Annotated in this window: 11 protein-coding genes and 1 tRNA gene; 6 read left to right on the forward strand and 6 right to left on the reverse strand. The window is 70.7% G+C overall.

From position 1 onward, the window contains the following. Positions 1-20: 20 nt before the first annotated feature. From ispD to rlmB, 3 genes are read left to right on the forward strand one after another with little or no spacing between them, the layout of a single operon-like run. Positions 21-1,190, forward strand: a complete 1,170-nt coding sequence (gene ispD / locus HNR14_RS14035; RefSeq protein WP_179701524.1) for a 2-C-methyl-D-erythritol 4-phosphate cytidylyltransferase — start codon at positions 21-23, stop codon at positions 1,188-1,190. Between the two features lie 34 nt (positions 1,191-1,224). Beyond that, on the forward strand, positions 1,225-2,658 hold the full coding sequence (gene cysS, locus HNR14_RS14040) for a cysteine--tRNA ligase (RefSeq protein WP_179701525.1): 1,434 nt from the start codon (positions 1,225-1,227) through the stop codon (positions 2,656-2,658). Beyond that, a complete protein-coding gene (gene rlmB, locus HNR14_RS14045) occupies positions 2,655-3,668 on the forward strand; it encodes a 23S rRNA (guanosine(2251)-2'-O)-methyltransferase RlmB (RefSeq protein ID WP_179701526.1) in 1,014 nt (337 codons plus the stop codon). The genes cysS and rlmB overlap by 4 nt, the downstream gene beginning before the upstream one ends. 78 nt (positions 3,669-3,746) lie before the next feature. Here rlmB and HNR14_RS14050 read toward each other — a convergent pair whose 3' ends face one another. Genes HNR14_RS14050 through HNR14_RS14065 form a run of 4 tightly spaced genes read right to left on the reverse strand, consistent with a single transcriptional unit; the run spans position 3,747 to position 8,110 of the window. After that, complete coding sequence (locus tag HNR14_RS14050) at positions 3,747-4,529, reverse strand: amino acid ABC transporter ATP-binding protein (RefSeq protein WP_281371292.1); 783 nt, start codon at positions 4,527-4,529, stop codon at positions 3,747-3,749. Further along, positions 4,526-5,521: an amino acid ABC transporter permease gene (locus HNR14_RS14055; RefSeq protein WP_179701527.1), complete on the reverse strand. Its 996-nt coding sequence runs from the start codon at positions 5,519-5,521 to the stop codon at positions 4,526-4,528. The genes HNR14_RS14050 and HNR14_RS14055 overlap by 4 nt, the downstream gene beginning before the upstream one ends. Further along, entirely contained in the window at positions 5,505-6,401 is an 897-nt protein-coding gene (locus tag HNR14_RS14060) for an ABC transporter substrate-binding protein (RefSeq protein ID WP_179701528.1), read from the reverse strand. The genes HNR14_RS14055 and HNR14_RS14060 overlap by 17 nt, the downstream gene beginning before the upstream one ends. Before the next feature lie 41 nt (positions 6,402-6,442). Next, complete coding sequence (locus tag HNR14_RS14065; protein ID WP_179701529.1) at positions 6,443-8,110, reverse strand: amidohydrolase family protein; 1,668 nt, start codon at positions 8,108-8,110, stop codon at positions 6,443-6,445. Between the two features lie 182 nt (positions 8,111-8,292). Between HNR14_RS14065 and HNR14_RS14070 the strand changes: the two genes are divergently transcribed. After that, positions 8,293-9,279, forward strand: a complete 987-nt coding sequence (locus HNR14_RS14070) for a LacI family DNA-binding transcriptional regulator (protein WP_179701530.1) — start codon at positions 8,293-8,295, stop codon at positions 9,277-9,279. Positions 9,280-9,535: 256 nt separating this feature from the next. Here the strand turns inward: HNR14_RS14070 and HNR14_RS14075 are convergent, their stop codons facing one another. Next, complete coding sequence (locus tag HNR14_RS14075; protein ID WP_179701531.1) at positions 9,536-10,837, reverse strand: DUF4032 domain-containing protein; 1,302 nt, start codon at positions 10,835-10,837, stop codon at positions 9,536-9,538. Positions 10,838-10,942: 105 nt separating this feature from the next. After that, positions 10,943-12,037, reverse strand: coding sequence for an ABC transporter ATP-binding protein (locus HNR14_RS14080; RefSeq protein ID WP_021763190.1), 1,095 nt, complete (start codon positions 12,035-12,037; stop codon positions 10,943-10,945). 299 nt (positions 12,038-12,336) lie between these two features. Here HNR14_RS14080 and HNR14_RS14085 point away from each other — a divergent pair, with 299 nt between their 5' ends. Together HNR14_RS14085 and HNR14_RS14090 are read left to right on the forward strand one after the other, a co-directional pair. Continuing rightward, on the forward strand, positions 12,337-13,230 hold the full coding sequence (locus tag HNR14_RS14085; RefSeq protein ID WP_179701532.1) for a DsbA family protein: 894 nt from the start codon (positions 12,337-12,339) through the stop codon (positions 13,228-13,230). Between the two features lie 60 nt (positions 13,231-13,290). After that, positions 13,291-13,366 (forward strand) — tRNA-Thr (locus tag HNR14_RS14090). Positions 13,367-13,378 lie beyond the last annotated feature (12 nt).

Genomic DNA, 13,378 nt, shown 5'->3' on the forward strand with positions numbered 1-13,378 from the left:
CGTCCCGGTAGTCTCGTGGGGTGAACAGCAGCATCCCGGACCCTCGCGTGGCCGTCGTCGTCGTCGCCGCCGGGAGCGGCACCCGGCTGGGCGCCGGGCTCCCCAAGGCGTTCGTCCGGCTGGCCGGCCGGACCCTGCTCGAGCGCTCGCTCGCCGCCGTGCGCGGCCTGGCCGAGCCGGTGCAGACGATCGTGGTCGCGCCGCGCGAACGGGTGGACGAGGCACGGGCGCTCGCCGACGCGACGCTCGGCGATCTCGCGCCGGTCGTGGTCGTGGCCGGCGGGGACACCCGGCAGCAGTCCGTCGCCGCGGGGCTCGCCGCCCTGGTGCCGAGTGCGGATATCGTGCTCGTCCACGACGCCGCGCGCGCCCTGACCCCGCCCTCCCTCTTCGACGCCGTCGTCTCCGCGGTCCGCGCGACCGGGCACGGCATCATCCCCGGTCTGCCGGTGAGCGACACGATCAAGCGCGTCTCGGGCGACGGCGCGGTGCACGAGACGGTCGACCGCTCGGCGCTCTCGGCCATCCAGACCCCCCAGGGCTTCCCGCGCGACCAGCTGCTGGCCGCGTACGCCGCCGCCGAGCGGGACGAGACCGACGACGCCGGACTCGTCGCCGCAGCGGGCCATCCCGTCTCCGTCGTGCCGGGCGACGCGCACGCGTTCAAGATCACCACGGCGTGGGATCTGCGCCGGGCCGAAGAGCTGCTCGGCGCCTCCGCCGCCCCGCGCACCGGGTTCGGCAGCGACACCCACGCGTTCGACGCCGACGCCGAGCTCTGGCTCGCCGGCTTGCACTGGCCGGGCGAGCGCGGCCTCGCCGGGCACAGCGACGGCGACGCGGTCGCGCACGCCATCGTCGACGCTCTGCTGTCGGCGGCAGGCCTGGGCGACATCGGCAGCGTCTTCGGAACCGGCGACCCGCGCTTCGCCGACGCGCGCGGCGAGGTCTTCCTGGCCGAGACCCGCCGCCTCGTCGAGGAGGTCGGCTACCGGATCGGCAACGTCGCCGCGCAGATCGTCGGCAACCGACCGATCTTCTCGCCCCGGCGGGCGGAGGCGCAGGAGGTGCTCTCGGCGGTGCTCGGAGCCCCGGTCGCGGTCAGTGCGACGACCACCGACGGTCTCGGCTTCACCGGCCGCGGGGAGGGCGTCGCCGTCTTCGCGACCGCCCTGCTGCTCCCGCGCTGAGCGGCGGAGGCGCGCGGCCCGTAGGCTGTATGCCGTGACTCTGCGACTCTACGACACGAAGGCCGGCGCCCTGCGCGACTTCGTCCCCCTCCGCCCCGGCGCCGTGGGGATGTACGTGTGCGGTCCCACCGTCCAGTCGTCGCCGCACATCGGGCACCTGCGTTCGGCCCTGGTCTACGACCAGCTGCGCCGCTGGCTCACCTATCGCGGGCTCGACGTCACCCTCGTGCGCAACGTCACCGACATCGACGACAAGATCCTGATCAACGCCGCCGCGGCGCAGGCCGAGGGCAGCAGCGAGGAGTGGTGGGCGCTGGCCTACCGCTTCGAGCTGGAGTTCACCGCCGGCTACACGGCGCTCGGCGTGCAGCCGCCGACGTACGAGCCGCGTGCGACCGCCAGCATCCCGCAGATGCAGCAGCTCATCGCGCGGCTGATCGAGCGCGGGCACGCGTACGCCGCCGCCGACGGTTCCGGCGACGTCTACTTCGACGTGAAGAGCTGGGCCGCGTACGGCGAGCTCACCCGGCAGAGCATCGACAACATGGAGGCGGCGGCCGACGCCGACCCGCGCGACAAGCGCGACCCGCGCGACTTCGCCCTCTGGAAGGGCCGCAAGGCGGACGAGCCCGAGTCGGCGGCCTTCCCCTCCCCGTGGGGCGACGGACGTCCGGGCTGGCACATCGAGTGCTCCGCGATGTCGCGGCGCTACCTCGGACCGCAGTTCGACATCCACGGCGGCGGCCTCGACCTGCGCTTCCCGCACCACGAGAACGAGCTGGCCCAGTCGACCGCGGCGGGCGACGCCTTCGCCAACTACTGGGTGCACAACGGCCTGGTGCACGTCAACGGGCAGAAGATGAGCAAGTCGCTCGGCAACTCGGTCTACGCGGCCGACCTGCTCGGCGCCGCGCGCCCGCTCGTCGTCCGCTACTACCTCGGCTCGGCGCACTACCGCTCCACCATCGACTTCCACGACGGTTCGCTCGCCGAGGCGGAGGCGGCCCTCGACCGCATCGCCGGCTTCTTCGAGCGCGTCGACCGCCGGCTCGCCGGCACCCGCTTCGCCGGCAGCGGCGCCGAGGTCGTCCCCGACGCGTTCGCCGCGGCGATGGACGACGACCTCGCCGTGCCGCAGGCGCTCGCCGTGCTGCACGACACCGTGCGCTCAGGAAACGCGGCGCTGGATGCGGAAGACTTGGAGGCCGCCGCATCCGCGCGCGGTCAGGCCCTCGCGATGACCGAGGTCCTGGGCATCAACCCGCTGTCCCCGCAGTGGAGCCGTTCGGGCTCGTCCGCCGCCGACGCGGCGCTCGGCCAGCTCGTCTCGCGACTGCTCGACGACCGTCAGGCCGCCCGGCAGGCGCGCGACTTCGCCTCTGCCGACCGCATCCGCGACGAGCTGATCGGCGCGGGCATCACCATCGAAGACACCCCGACGGGGTCGCATTGGAGTATCGAAGCATGAAGAGTTCGGGTGGCAAGTCCCGCGGCGGCGCCGTGAGGAAGGGGCGCAAGGGCGCCCAGGTCGGCAGCGGCGGCAACGGGCGCCGGGCGCTCGAGGGCAAGGGCCCGACGCCGAAGGCGGAGGACCGCGAGTACCACGTCGCGCACAAGGCCAAGGTGCTGCGCGAGCGCGCCGCGGCCAAGCAGGCGGGGCGCGGCGGTCGTGACGCCGCACCGCGCGGTGCCTCCGGCGCTGCACGTCGCGCCAAGTCTGGAGACGAGAGCGAGATCGTCACCGGCCGCAACTCCGTGCTCGAGGCTCTGCGCGCGCGCATCCCGGCCACGACGCTGTACATCGCCGCGCGTGTGGAGATGGACGACCGGATGAAGGAGATCCTCTCCATCGCGACCGGCCGCGGCATCCCGGTGCTGGAGATCATGCGCCCCGAGCTCGACCGCCTCGCCGGCCGCGATGCCGTGCACCAGGGCGTCGCGCTCAAGGTGCCGCCGTACGAGTACGCGCACCCGGGTGAGCTGCTGGATCTCACCCTGCGCAAGGGTGAGACGCCGCTGTTCGTGGCCCTCGACGGCATCACCGACCCGCGCAACCTCGGCGCGATCATCCGCTCGACCGCCGCGTTCGGCGGCCAGGGCGTCATCGTGCCGCAGCGCCGGTCGGTCGGCATGACCGCCTCCGCGTGGAAGACCTCCGCCGGTGCCGCCGCCCGCACGCCCGTCGCGATGGCCGCCAACCTGACCCAGACGCTCAAGGCGTACAAGCAGGCGGGTGTCTTCGTCCTCGGTCTCGACGGCGGCGGCGACGTCTCGCTGCCCGGCCTGTCGTTCGCCGACCGGCCGGTCGTCATCGTCGTCGGCAGCGAGGGCAAGGGCCTGTCCCGCCTCGTCACCGAGACCTGCGACGCCGTCGTCTCCATCCCGATCAGCGACGCGACGGAGTCCCTCAACGCGGGCATCGCCGTCAGCGTCACCCTTTACGAGATCGCGAAGCTGCGCGCCGAGTCCGCGAAGTAGCACGACGCCATCCGTTCCGGACTTGCGTACGCGACACGCGGTGCGCGAGCGTGCAGAAGTCCGGAACGGATGGCGGCGTCAGAGCACGTGTGAGAGGAATGCGCGGGTGCGCTGGTGCTGCGGGTCGGCGATCATCGCGCGCGGGTCACCCGACTCGACCACAACGCCGCCGTCCATGAAGACGAGGGTGTCGCCGACCTCCCGGGCGAAGCCGATCTCGTGGGTGACGACGACCATCGTCATGCCCGACTGGGCGAGCCCCTTCATGACGTCGAGCACCTCGCCGACGAGCTCCGGGTCGAGTGCGGAGGTCGGCTCGTCGAACAGCATGAGCTTCGGGTCCATCGCCAGCGCGCGCGCGATCGCCACGCGCTGCTGCTGACCGCCGGAGAGCTGCCCGGGATAGGCGTTGGCCTTGGCACCCAGGCCGACCCGGTCGAGCAACTCACGGGCACGGGCGGCGGCCTGCTCGGGCTTCTGCCCGCCGACCATGATCGGGGCGGTCGTCACGTTCTCGAGCACCGAGAGGTGGGGGAACAGGTTGAACCGCTGGAACACCATCCCGATGTCCCGGCGCTGCGCCGCGGCCTCCTTGGGCTTGAGGTCGTGCAGCCGGTCTCCCGCCTGGCGGTACCCGATCAGGGAGCCGTCGACCAGGATGCGTCCACCGTCGATGCTCTCGAGATGGTTGATGCAGCGCAGGAAGGTCGACTTGCCGGAGCCGGAGGGCCCGATCACGCAGACCACCTCGCCCTGGTGAACGTCGAGCGAGACGCCCTTGAGCACGTGGTGGTTGCCGTAGGCCTTGTGGACCTCCTCGGCCCGGACCATCGGCCGGGCGCCGCTCGCGGTGTCGGTCATCGTCCCGCTCCTTCCGTCTGAGTGGGGGGAGCCGGAGGGGCCGACGGGTCCGCACCCGTCGCGCCGACCGCCGCCGTCTCGGGCATCGGCTCGGGGAGGTGCTCGCCGCTGCGCTGGTCGAAGCCGCGGGCGAATCGCCGCTCCAAGAAGTGCTGGCCGATCATCATCAGCGAGGTGAACGCCAGGTACCAGACCGACGCCACCAGGAGCAGGGGGATGGGGTTGAGCGTCTCCGCCGAGATGTCGCGCGAGCGGGTGTAGAGATCGAGGCTGAACGGCACGGCCGTGACGAGGGACGTGGTCTTCAGCATCGAGATGACCTCGTTGCCGGTCGGAGGGATGATCACGCGCATCGCCTGCGGCAGCACGATCTTGCGCATCATCTGCGACCGGGTGAGGCCGAGGGCGGTCGACGCCTCCTTCTGCCCGAGGTCGACCGAGAGCAGGCCGGCGCGCACGATCTCGGCCATGTAGGCGGCCTCGTTGAGCGCGAGACCGAACACGGCGATCCAGAACACGTCGAACAGGTCGATGCTCTCGAAGACGAGCCAGGGCTGCTGGAACGGGATGCCGATCTCGATGGTCCGGTAGATCGTCGAGAGGAGTCCCCAGAAGACGAGCTGCACGTAGACCGGGGTGCCGCGGAAGATCCAGATGAACACGCCGGACGCCCAGCGCAGGATGGGGTTCGGACTCTGGCGCATGACCGCCAGCAGCACACCGAGCAGCACGGCGATGACCATCGACAGCACCGTGAGCAGGAGCGTCACGCCGGCGGCCTGCACGATGCGCGGGTCGAAGAGGTACTCCGCGAACGCGCTCCAGTCATAGGCCTCCCGCCGGCCGGCGTCGATGACGAAGAGGACGATCGCGAGAATGATGACCACGCCGGCGACGGCACGCCACGGGTGGCGCACCGGGGTCGAGCGGATCGCCGGGGCGCCGGTCACCGGGTGGAGACCGGCGCCGGAGGCGCTATTCGGTCGCGCCATTGATCTGCATGGTGTCGAGGGCGCCGTTCTCCACGCCCCAGAAGGTGAGGATCTTCGTGTAGCTGCCGTCCTTCTGCAGGTCCTGCAGCGCGGCGAGGATGGCCTTGGCGAAGTCGCCGCGGTCCTTCTTCACCGGGGTGCCCGACAGCAGGGAGTCGTAGATCGGCGAGGTGACGAGCTTGCCCTTGCTGAGCTTCGCGGCGTAGCCGATGACGGGGGAGTCGGCGACCATCGCGTCCGCGCGCCCGAGCGTGACGGCCGCGGTCGCGTCGTCCTGCGTGTCGTAGCCGAGCTGCGTGACCTTCTCCTTGCCGGCCGCCTCGCACTTCTTGTCGACCTCGGGCAGGTAGACGAGCGGCGCGGATCCGCCGTTCTGCACAGCGACCTTCAGGCCGCAGACGTCCAGCTCGTCGGTGATCGGTTTGGCGGAGGGGGAGGCGAACTGGTTGCCGGCGGTGAAGAAGTCGACCATGTCGAGCGTCTCTTCCCGCTTCTTGGTGTCGTAGTACCCGCCGAGGCCCATGTCGTACTTCTCGCCGAGGATGCTCGGGACGATGTTGTCGAACTTGGCGACACGGTAGTCGGTCTTCACGCCGAGCTTCGCGGCGACGGCATCGATCAGGTCGATCTCCCAGCCGATGGGGTCGCCGTTCTTGTCCTTGAACTCGTTGGGCGCGTAGGTCGGGTCGACGCCGATGACGAGCTTGCCGGCCTTCTGGATGTCGGCGGGCAGCAGCTCGGCCGCGGCGGAGCTCTTCTCGATCTTCAGGTCGGTGAGGGCGGTCTGCCGGTCCGCGCTGCCCGCGGCGCCGCTGGAGCAGCCGGTGAGCACGGCGGCGACGGCGGCCACGGCGAGGACGGTGAGGGTGCGATTTCTCATGGTGCTGTCTCCTTGGGGGTGTGCTGTGCGGGGCGCGACCGTCAGATCGCGGCGGGGACGGCCGCGTACACGGACTCCCCGGCGACGAAGGTCTCGATGGTGCGGGTGTCGGCGATCGTGTCCGCCGGGTGGGCGAACGGGTCGCGGTCGACGACGGCCAGATCGGCCCAGTTGCCCACCGCGATCGACCCGGTGAGGTCGTCGCGGCCGTTGATGCGTGCGGCGCCGTGGGTGTAGGCGCGCAGGGCGTCGGCGAGGCGCAGGGCCTCGCTCGGGAGGAACGCCTCGGTGTTGTGATCCGGGTGCCACGCGGGCATCCGGCGGTTGACCGCGACGTGGATGCCGAGCCACGGGTCCGGGCTCGTGACCGGCCAGTCCGAGCCGGCGCAGAGGTTCGCGCCGCCGGCGAGGAGCGAGGCGAAGGGGTACTGGGTCGTGGTGCGCTCGGCGCCGAGCAGCGGCACGTTGAGCTCGACCATCTGCGGGTCGTAGCACGCCCAGAGCGGCTGGATGTTCGCGGCGACGCCGAGGGAGGCGAACCGCGCGCGGTCGTCGGGGTGCACGACCTGCAGGTGGGCGATGTGATGGGTCACGCCGCTATCGCCGTTCGCCGCGCGCGCGGCCTCCACGGCATCCAGCGACTCCCGCACGCCGCGGTCGCCGATCGCGTGGAAGTGCACCTGGAACCCCAGGGCGTCGAGGCGCGAGACGTAGCCGGCCAGGAGGTCGGGGTCGACGAACGAGATGCCGTCGTCGTGCACCTCGCCCGGGCCGCAGCGGTGGAGGTAGGGCTCGATCATGGCGGCGGTGCGGTTCTCGACGATGCCGTCCTGCATCACCTTGACCGTCGTGATGCGGAACCGCTCGTCCTGGAACCGTTCGCGCAGCGCCTCGATGCGGGCGATCTGCTCCTCGCCGCGCTCCCGCTCCCACCAGATCGCGCCGTTGACGCGGGCGCGCAGAACATCCTCGTCCATCGCGCGCTGGTAGGCGTCGACGATGGCGGCGGAGTGGTTGCCGTAGTCGCCGATGAGGGCGTCCTGCCAGCCGGTGATGCCGAACGAGTGGAGGTGGCGCTGGGCTTCGAGGAGGCCGGCGTACTGCTCCTCCGCGGTGGCGTGCGGCGCGAGGCGCAGGGCGAGCATCCGCGCGCCCTCGTGGAGTGTGCCGGTGGGGGTGCCATCGGCGTCGCGCTCGATGCGGCCGTCGACCGGGTCCGGGGTGTCGCGGTCGATGCCGGCGCGGCGGAGCGCCTCGGAGTTGACCCACGCGCTGTGGTGGTCGCGGTTGGAGATGACCATCGGGCGGTCGGGGCAGATCGCGTCGAGGTCGGCAGCGAGCGGCGCGCCGCCCTCGAAGGCGGCCTGCTGCCAGCCGCCGCCGACGATCCACTCGCGCTCGGGGTTCGCGTCCGCGTACTCGCGGATGATGCGGAGGTAGTCCTCCCGGTTCCAGCCGGACGAGAGGTCGCAGTTGAGCCGCTCGACGCCGGCTTCTACGGGGTGCACGTGGGAGTCGATGAGCCCGGGGAGCAGGAGGCGGCCGGTGAGGTCGACGACACGGGTGCGCTCGGTGATGCCCGCGGCGACATCCGCACCGAGAGCGGCGATGCGGCCGCCGGCGACGCCGACGTCGAGGCGCTGCGGCGCATCCGAGAGGCCGTCGAAGACCATGCCGTCGACGAACGCGAGGTCGAGCTCCACTGCCACGTGCCACCCATCTCTTCGTCGCCGCACCTGCGCGGCGAAGGAGGAAATCGCTCGGGGAATCCGAACTGAATCGATTAAGAACTTGATCGATTAATCTGGGACTATACAATGCGATGGAGCCCGGATGCAATCGGGGCCCGACACCCGCCGCCCGGGCCGTCCAGCGGAGGAGAGGAGCGACGATGCCGACCACAACGCTGGCCGACATCGCCGAGCGCGCGGGCATCTCCGCGGCCGCCGTCTCCCTCGCCCTGAACGGCAAAAAGGGCGTCTCGGAAGAGACGCGCGCGCGGGTCCTCGCCATCGCCAAGGAGTCCGGCTACCGCATCAACCGGCTGGGCCGCGCGCTGCGCCAGTCCCGCGCGGGCGCGGTCGGGCTCTACCTGCCCGAGTCGGCCGTCCACTTCGGCTACTACACCGAGACCACCCTCGGCCTGACCGAGCGGCTCCACGAGGCCGACCTCTCGCTCCTCATCGTCCCGAGCACCCCCACCAGTCCGCGGATCGAGTCGTTCCCTCCCGTCGACGGGTTCATCCTCATCGAGCCGCACTCCGACGACGAAGGCGCGGCGATGATCCTGGGTCAGGGCCTGCCCGTCGTCACCGGCGACTCGCCGCCTCCCGGGTTCCCCGACCCGTGGGGGATCGTCGAGTCGCCCAACACGCGCACGACCCGGGAGGTGCTCGACCGGTTCGTCGCCCACGGAGCGCAGAAGCCCGGGCTGCTGCTCGTGGAGCAGGTCTCCGCCTGGGCGCAGGAGCTCGAGGCGGCCTACCGCGCCTGGTGCGCCGAGCGCCGGCTCGAGCCGCGCGTGCTGCTCACGACCATCCACGAAGAGAACGCGACGCTCGCTGCTCGACTGGGGGACTGGACGAGGGGGCAGGGCGTTGACGCCATCCTGGTCGGCGCCGACGGGGTCGCCGTGCGCGTCGCGGGCCTGCTCCGGTCATTGGGTCTGCGGCCGGGCGCCGACATCAAGCTCGTCTCGGGCGTGGACAGTCTCATCATGGAGTTCCACACCCCGCCGATCACGTCCGTCGACCTCCAGCCCCGCGAGTTCGGCCGGGCCTGCGGCGAACTCCTGCTGGAGCTGATGGAGGGGGACCGGCCCGCCGAGACCGTCCGGCGCGGCCTCGACGCGATCCTGCGGGTGCGCGACTCGGGCTGACCGCCCCCGGGCGCCGCGAGGACAACGGAGGAGATGCCCTCCACCACGGCCCGGATCTCCTCCGCAACCCTCGATCCGGACGGATTTCGGACCCCGGATCCTCCGCTACCGACCGCGAGGGCAACGGAGGAGATCTACGCTCGCCGGGTGCCGGAACGCAGGGAACGGAGGAGGCGCGCGGTGGTGCGCGCAGGATCTCCTCCGTTAGCGCTCGCGGGTGCGGGCGCGGGCAACGGAGGAGATGCGCGTGGTCCGGTCAGACCTTCGAGCGCCAGTCGTCGTCGTCCTCGTCGTCATCGAGGCCGGCGGCGCGCCGGATGGTCGGGATGCTCATGGTGTCCGTCGGCGGCGCGATCACGGTGGCCTCGTCGCGGCGGTGGCGGAGCACGTCGTTGATGTACGACGTGAGGGCCTCCGCGAGCGGCACGTCGCGGCCCTCCCGCTGCGACATGAACCAGCGGTGCTCGAGCAGCTGGTGGAACACCTCGGCCGGCTCCAGCTTGCCTTTCAGGTCCGCCGGGATGGCGCGGACCACGGGCTCGAAGACGCGCAGCAGCCACTCGTGCGCCATCGCCTCCTCGTCGAGTCCCTGCTTGCCCAGGGTGGCGGAGTAGGAGTCGAGGTCGTTCAGGAGGCGGCGGGCCTGGTTCTCGCCGGTGTCGAGACCGGTGAGGCGCAGCAGGCGGCGCTGGTGGTGCCCGGCGTCGACGACCTTCGGCTGGATGCGAACCGTCGTGCCGGCATCGGAGGTCTTGATCGCGAGCTCCTCGATGTCGAAGCCGAGCTCGTTGAGGCGCTCGACGCGCTGACTGATGCGCCAGCGCTCGGACGACGAGAACGACTCGCTGCCGGTCAGCTCCTTCCAGAGCGAGCGGTACGCCGCGACGATGCCGTTGGAGACGCTGATCGGGTCGAGCTCCTCGTCGATGCGGCCGCCGGCCTCCAGGTCCATCAGCTCGCCGGCGATGTTGACGCGGGCGATCTCGAGGTCGTTCTCGCGCTGGCCGTTCGAGAGGCCGTCGTACAGCTGGCCGGTCTCGGCGTCGACGAGGTACGCGGCGAACGAACCGGCGTCGCGGCGGAAGAGCGTGTTGGAGAGCGACACGTCGCCCCAGAAGAAGCCGACGATGTGGAGGCGCACGAGCAGTACGGCCAGCGCATCCACGAGCCGCGTGGCGGTGTCGGGGCGCAGCGTCTGCGAGAACAGCGCGCGGTAGGGGAGCGAGAACTTGAGGTGGCGGGTGACGAGGGCGGCGTTCAGCTCGTTGCCGTCGTCGTCGGTGCGGTTCTTGATGACCGCCACCGGGTCGACGCAGGGCACGTCGAGGCGCTGCAGGGTGCGGAGCATGTCGTACTCGCGCTGCGCCATCTCGGCCGTCGTCTCCTTGATGGCGATGACGTAGCCCGAGAGGTTCGCGAAGCGCACGAGGTGCCGGCTGATGCCCTTCGGCAGAAGCGCGATGTGCTCGGCCGACCACTGGTCCAGTGGGATGTTCCACGGGAGGTCGAGCAGTGCGGGGTCGACGGTCGCGGCGGTGATGTTGACGGAGCCGGGCATGAGCGTGCCTTCCGGTGTCGGTGCTGAGGGGGAAAGCACTCTGCCGCAGCCCGGGAACGGACTGCGGCAGAGTGTGATTCCTGTTGGAGCCTAGTGCGCGCGACCTCAGTCGACGACGGCGCCGCCGAGGCGCTCGCCCGACTCCGCGTGGAAGGCGTGCACGTGGCCCGGCTTCGGCGTGATGAAGACGGTGTCGCCGGCGTTCGGGTGCACGCGGCCGTCGACGCGGCCGACGATGTCGGTGCGCTTGCCGTCGACGTCCGAGTGGCCGTACAGGTAGCCGTCGGCGCCGAGCTCCTCGACGAGGTCGACCGTCACCTTGAGGCCGCTGCCCTCGGTGGACGACACGACGACGTCCTCCGGGCGCACGCCGATGGTCACGGCGGTGCCGGCGGCGGCGAGGATGTCGCGCTCGACCGGGACGACCGCGTTGCCGAACTTGATGCCGCCATCGGTGACATCGGCCGTGAAGAGGTTCATGGCCGGGCTGCCGATGAAGCCGGCGACGAAGACGTTCTTCGGCTGCGCGTACAGGTCGCGCGGGGTGCCGACCTGCTGCAGGACGCCGTCCTTGAGGACCGCGATGCGGTCACCCATGGTGAGCGCCTCGGTCTGATCGTGGGTGACGTAGACGGTGGTGACGCCGAGGCGACGCGTCAGCGACGCGATCTGCGTACGGGTCTGGACGCGGAGCTTGGCGTCGAGGTTCGACAGCGGCTCGTCCATGAGGAACACCTGGGGGGAGCGGACGATCGCACGGCCCATGGCGACACGCTGACGCTGACCACCCGAGAGGGCCTTCGGCTTGCGGCCGAGGTACGGCTCCAGGTCGAGCAGCTTGGCGGCCTCGAGGACGCGCTGTGCACGCTCCTCCTTGCCGACGCCGGCGATCTTGAGCGCGAAGCCCATGTTCTCGGCGACGGTCATGTGCGGGTACAGCGCGTAGTTCTGGAACACCATCGCGATGTCGCGGTCCTTCGGCGGCACGTCGGTGACGTTGCGCTCGCCGATGAAGATGTTGCCGTCGTTGACCTCTTCCAGACCCGCGAGCATGCGGAGGGAGGTCGACTTGCCGCAGCCCGACGGGCCGACGAGGACGAGGAATTCGCCGTCCGCGATGTCGAGGTCGAGCGCGTCCACGGCGGGACGGTTGGAACCCGGGTAGAGCCGGGTCGCCTTGTCATAAGTGACAGTCGCCATTTCTTTCTTTTCTCCTTCACCGGCAGGTACGTGCCGGACGATCCGTTGTGATGGATGAACGTGGCGTCGACGTCCGTTGGGCATCGGCGCCGCAATCCCCCATAATATGGCATCGGCGAGGGTGTCGACGACCGCCCGGTGGGTCGAGGCGCCGACGCCGTGCCACACGCGTCCAGCAACCGTCTGGTCTATTCCCAGACTGGCGCAATACGATCGTCCGGTTGCGTGCGACTCGTGCACGACGATGCCGCTGCGTCCCCCTGCGCAGCCCCGATCGACCCCGAGAGTGTGATTCCCCCATGACCGATCCCGACGAGAGCGGCGACGTCCGCGCGGCCGCACGGGAGAAAGCCCGCCAGCTCCGCACGTCCCAGCAGCGCAAGGACCGTCGCAACAGGGCCCTGATCGGCGGCGGTATCGCGATCGGCGTGCTCGCCGTGATCGCCATCGTCGCCGTCGTCATCGTCGGCGCCATCCGCCCGACCGTGCCGGGCCCGAAGAACATGGCCAGCGACGGTGTCGTGGTCGGTGCGGGCCTCAAGGTCGCGACGACCCCCGCCCTCGCCGCCGACTCGAAGCCGGTCGCCAGCACGCCTGACCCCAACGGTGCTGCCGTCGACATCCGCATCTACGCCGACTACCTCTGCGACCTGTGCGGCGACTTCCAGCGCACCAACCTCTCGGAGCTGGAGCCGCTGGTGAAGGATGGCGCGGTCACGGTCGAGATGCATCCCGTCGCGATCTACACGAGCCACTCGGCCGGGACGAAATACTCCCTCCGGGCCGCGAACGCGGCCGCCTGCGTGGCCAATTACTCGCCCGCCGCGTTCTGGGCGTTCAACGCGTCGCTGTTCGAGAAGCAGCCCAAGGAGGGCAGCCCCGGCCTGAGCGACCAGCAGCTGAAGAAGCGCGTCGCGGAGGCGAAGGCGGGAAGCATCTCGAACATCGACTCCTGCATCGACGACGGCCGCTTCAAGACCTGGGTGACCACGGCGAGCGATCGCGCGCTGAGCGGCCCCATCCCGAACTCCGACGTGAAGAAGATGACGAACGCGCTGCTCGTGCTCGTGAACGGCAAGCCATACACCGGCTCCCTCACCAGCGCTGACGACTTCAAGGCGTTCATCCTCCAGGCGCAGGGCGACGAGTACTCCTCGACCGCGACGCCCACGCCGACCCCGTCCGCCGGCTGACGCCTCCGGACGATCCTCACGCCATCCTCTAGGATGGTGCGCGACGGGCCAGCCGTCGTCGCCGGCTTAGCTCAGTTGGTAGAGCACTCGCCTTGTAAGCGAGCGGTCGCGGGTTCGAGTCCCGCAGCCGGCTCCATTCCGTCGTATC

The sequence above is a fragment of the Leifsonia naganoensis genome (genome assembly GCF_013410615.1).
Lineage (GTDB): Bacteria > Actinomycetota > Actinomycetes > Actinomycetales > Microbacteriaceae > Leifsonia > Leifsonia aquatica.

Excerpts from the sequence above, each read along its gene's own strand:
- HNR14_RS14060 (WP_179701528.1), bottom strand. The coding sequence starts at position 6,401 with ATGAGAAATCGCACCCTCACCGTCCTCGCCGTGGCCGCCGTCGCCGCC.
- HNR14_RS14085 (WP_179701532.1), top strand. The coding sequence starts at position 12,337 with ATGACCGATCCCGACGAGAGCGGCGACGTCCGCGCGGCCGCACGGGAG.
- HNR14_RS14080 (WP_021763190.1), bottom strand. The coding sequence starts at position 12,037 with ATGGCGACTGTCACTTATGACAAGGCGACCCGGCTCTACCCGGGTTCC.
- HNR14_RS14075 (WP_179701531.1), bottom strand. The coding sequence starts at position 10,837 with ATGCCCGGCTCCGTCAACATCACCGCCGCGACCGTCGACCCCGCACTG.
- HNR14_RS14070 (WP_179701530.1), top strand. The coding sequence starts at position 8,293 with ATGCCGACCACAACGCTGGCCGACATCGCCGAGCGCGCGGGCATCTCC.
- HNR14_RS14055 (WP_179701527.1), bottom strand. The coding sequence starts at position 5,521 with ATGGCGCGACCGAATAGCGCCTCCGGCGCCGGTCTCCACCCGGTGACC.
- HNR14_RS14050 (WP_281371292.1), bottom strand. The coding sequence starts at position 4,529 with ATGACCGACACCGCGAGCGGCGCCCGGCCGATGGTCCGGGCCGAGGAG.
- rlmB (WP_179701526.1), top strand. The coding sequence starts at position 2,655 with ATGAAGAGTTCGGGTGGCAAGTCCCGCGGCGGCGCCGTGAGGAAGGGG.